Genomic DNA, 3414 nt, shown 5'->3' on the forward strand with positions numbered 1-3414 from the left:
CTCAGACGGTGCGGAGGCCTCCCCGCTCGCCGGTGCGGTCTGACCCTTCCACGGGTCGAGGTCGAGCTTGTCGCCCTCGCGCACCTCGCGGAATGAACCATCGCGGTTCTTGATCGGTGCGCCGACGGCCTTGGACGGCACTCCGCGCCATCCCCACAGGGTGATCAGGGCGGCCACCGTCAGACCGGCGACCACGAGCTGCCAGCAGAGCAGCGCCCACCATGGGCCGACCTGGATCATCGTCAGCGGCCAGCGCCGGTCAAAGTGCAGCGCCGGTCGAAAACCGACACCGAGCACCGCGAGCACCACCGCGCCTACGACCGCGGTCACAGCCCACGGCCACGCCCACAGCCGCCCGATCGACGGGCTGCGCCGCCACAGCACCCGGTAGGCCGCGCGCCCTACGAGCAGGCCCGGTCCCACGAATACCGCCGCGACGATCACCACCAGCGCCCACCGGGGCCGGTGGTGCCGTGACCCATCGCCGTCGTGGGTCAGCCGGTGCCACAGGCCGGGTGAGACCTCGTCCTGCACCGCGGTCGCGGTGATGCCCGCGCCCGAGCGCTCGCTGCGCCGCGCTGAGCGCTCCAGGATCTCAGCCCGACGACGCATCGTCGCCGCGACCAGACCGCCGTGGGCGCTCGAGTGGCCGACCAGCCAGGCCGCGCGCTGGCGCTCCCAGCGCTGCACCCTGCTCATCGCTGCACCTGCTCGCTCGCCGGGTGGCAGCCGCTGTCGCTGCCGCTCATGCCGCCGGCGCCGACCGCGACGCCCGAGCCGAACAGCAGTGCGGCGACGGCGGTCACCTGCACCCACCGACGTGTCCACAGCGACCGCTTGCCGCCGTTGTCCCTGCTCATCAGTACTCCTCCGCGTGGTCTAATGCTGAAGCCTTATAGATACAACAATACGGCAATAGCCTTGTATCTACAACAATACAGTAGAATGAGAGAGGTCAACGATGGACGACTCGACGGAGGAAAAGAGAATTGCCGTGACACTGACGCGAGCGCAGGCCGAGCGCCTGCGCGTACTCGGAGCGCAGGTCGATCTCTCGGTCGGCCTGCTCAGCAGGGCGCTGGTTGAGCACGGCCTCGACCACGCCGACGACCCGGCCGTGCTCGAGGCCATCACCAAAGTGCGCGAGGCCGACCGCGAGCGGCGACGACGCACCGGTGCGCGCGTGATGCGCGCGCGCCACGACCAACAGCAGAAAGAGGAGACATGACCACCACCACTGAGATCAGCGATGAGCCCTACGCGGGCCTGCTCGATCTGCCCGCCGCAGCCGACGGCAACAAGGGGATCATCACCGACGAGGCCAACTACGGTCGCGCTGACGGCGAGATCGCCATGACCGCCCCACATTTGGCGGTCATCGGAAAGACGGGCTCGGGTAAGAGTAGGACCGTTTTGGCGCCCGCCGCCGTCCGCTGGGGGCCGCGTCCCCTGGTCGTCATGTCCAGCAAGGGCGACCTGTCCGAGCTCACGATCCGTCGCCGCGCGCAGTGGGGGACCCAGTACGTCATGGATTTGAGCGGCGAGATCCGCGACGGCCAGATCGAAGGCGTACCGCTCACGCCGGTGCGCATCGACCCGTGCACGTGGATCGAGACCGACGACGAGGCCATGGAGATGGCCAGCCTGTTGATGCAGATCGGCGACGTCGGCGCCGGCGGCGACGGCCAGGGAAGCGGTGACTCGGCTTTTTGGAAGAGCTTGGCCCGCAGGCGTCTTGCCTGTCTGCTGCGCGCCGGCGGCTTCCACAGGGACCCCGACACACAGCAGATGACCTGGGGCGGCGGCATCGTCTGGGCGCTGGAAGCCGCCGAAAACGTCGGCCCCGACGCCGCCGAGGGCGGTGGCCGTGGGCTCACCCAGGAGGGCCTCGACGATGAGGTCGACGAGGAAGAGGCGGAAGCGCCGCTCGACCTGACGACCCCAAACTGGGCCGTCGCCTACGCGCGCGCCCGCTCGGTGGGCTCACGCCACGCCGATTCGCTGATGGCGGCGCGCGCGATGGACGAGCGGCAGAGGGACTCGATCGGAATCAACATGCAGGTCGCGATGGGTGCGTGGGCGATGGACTCCACCGCCGCGCCCGGCGCCAAAGTGTTCAACCCCTCGATGCTGGCCCGTGGCGGCACCCTGCACATCGTCGCCGGCATGGACGGTGCGGCACCCACCGTGGTGTGCACCGTGCTCATCGAGATCGTCCGCTACTGGCGCAAACGAGTGGGCCAGCTCGAGCCGGTGATGCTGGTCTTGGACGAGTTCGTCAATGGCGCCCAAATCCCACCCAGATACGCCAACCGCTGGATCTCGGAAGGCCGCGGTCTTGGCATTCGCCTGGTCCTGGGACTCCAGTCCACAAAGTCCCTGACTCGGTTGTGGGGCCAGGCCGCCGCCGACGAGTTCCGCGCGATCATGCCCGCCGCGTTGATCCTGCCCGGGGCCGGGGAAACGCAGATGCTCAAGGACGCGGCCGAGACCACCCCGCCGGAGGAACGCGTGGTGGCCAGCCTCGACCGGGGAGGAGGGACCAGCCACAGCCGGCAGCTGGTCCAGCCCACACACGCTGAGCTGCTGCCGCCACCGCGCTCGCGCACCGACCCGAGGATCAGCTACGGACGGCTGCTCCTGGGCGGACAGGCGGGCGTCAGGGTCCGGCTGCTCGACATCACCGGCACCGATCTCGCATAGATAGCGCGCAGACGACAGGACCCCCGCACCACGTGGTGCGGGGGTCCTGTTCTCGTCACATCGACTGCCCTCGCGCGGCTCCCTGCCCTCGCGCGGCCCCGGCCCGGCCGAACTGACGCTGGGCGTCGGCCAGCTCCTGCCGCGTGCGCGCCCGCTCCGCACTCGAGCCGCTGGCCTTCTGCGCACTGCCGCGGTGCGCCTCTGCCTCTCGGGCACGGGCCTCAGCGGCCTCGCGCCGTCGTGCCTGGGCCACCTGGCGCTGGCGCTGCGCCTCGGCGAACTCCGGTGACGCCAGCTCATGGCGCCCAAAGCGCTTAGCGACGGCCTCGGAGCCACCGCCACCCGGCGTGTCGAGCATCCGCCTGATCTCGGCGGTCCGAGCCTGGCGCTCCTCCTGCTGGCGGCGCTGGGCCGCGGTTTCGTTCATAACACTCACTTCCAATCCTTCTCGTCGAGACGCACTCCCGTCCTGAGGAAGTACGCTATCGCCCGCCACTCGCGGGCCTCCTCCCGCAGCGCTGCGGCCTGTCGGCGATAGCCGTCGGCGATGTCGAGGGAGCGCATGTGCATCAGCGACCCGCCCACGTAGAGGCGTGGCCCGTCCTCGTAGCGCTCATCGGCCTGACGCTCCAGCAGCGACGCCTCAGCGTCGAGGGAGGCGGCCTCCGCCACGCACGCCCGGGCGGCCTGCTCGTCATCCACGTCATCCAC

At 69.9% G+C, this 3414-nt stretch carries 6 protein-coding genes; 2 read left to right on the plus strand and 4 right to left on the minus strand.

Annotated elements, in window-relative coordinates:
* The coding region (locus A5777_RS04675) for a hypothetical protein (protein ID WP_064861787.1) at positions 1–699 on the minus strand (699 nt) is incomplete at its 3' end.
* Positions 696–860: a hypothetical protein gene (locus tag A5777_RS24575; protein ID WP_156529284.1), complete on the minus strand. Its 165-nt coding sequence runs from the start codon at positions 858–860 to the stop codon at positions 696–698. The genes A5777_RS24575 and A5777_RS04675, both read right to left, overlap by 4 nt.
* Positions 861–961: 101 nt before the next feature.
* Here A5777_RS24575 and A5777_RS04680 point away from each other — a divergent pair, with 101 nt between their 5' ends.
* Together A5777_RS04680 and A5777_RS04685 are read left to right on the plus strand one after the other, a co-directional pair.
* Positions 962–1228, plus strand: coding sequence for a hypothetical protein (locus A5777_RS04680; RefSeq protein WP_064861788.1), 267 nt, complete (start codon positions 962–964; stop codon positions 1226–1228).
* Positions 1225–2703, plus strand: a complete 1479-nt coding sequence (locus A5777_RS04685; protein ID WP_064861789.1) for a type IV secretory system conjugative DNA transfer family protein — start codon at positions 1225–1227, stop codon at positions 2701–2703. The genes A5777_RS04680 and A5777_RS04685 overlap by 4 nt, the downstream gene beginning before the upstream one ends.
* Before the next feature lie 55 nt (positions 2704–2758).
* Here A5777_RS04685 and A5777_RS04690 read toward each other — a convergent pair whose 3' ends face one another.
* Positions 2759–3130, minus strand: coding sequence for a hypothetical protein (locus A5777_RS04690; protein WP_064861790.1), 372 nt, complete (start codon positions 3128–3130; stop codon positions 2759–2761).
* 5 nt (positions 3131–3135) lie between these two features.
* Positions 3136–3414 (minus strand): hypothetical protein (locus A5777_RS04695; RefSeq protein ID WP_231894941.1); only part of this gene is annotated, 279 nt, incomplete at its 5' end.

It is taken from the genome of Gordonia sp. 852002-10350_SCH5691597, assembly GCF_001665715.1.
Classification (GTDB): domain Bacteria; phylum Actinomycetota; class Actinomycetes; order Mycobacteriales; family Mycobacteriaceae; genus Gordonia; species Gordonia sputi.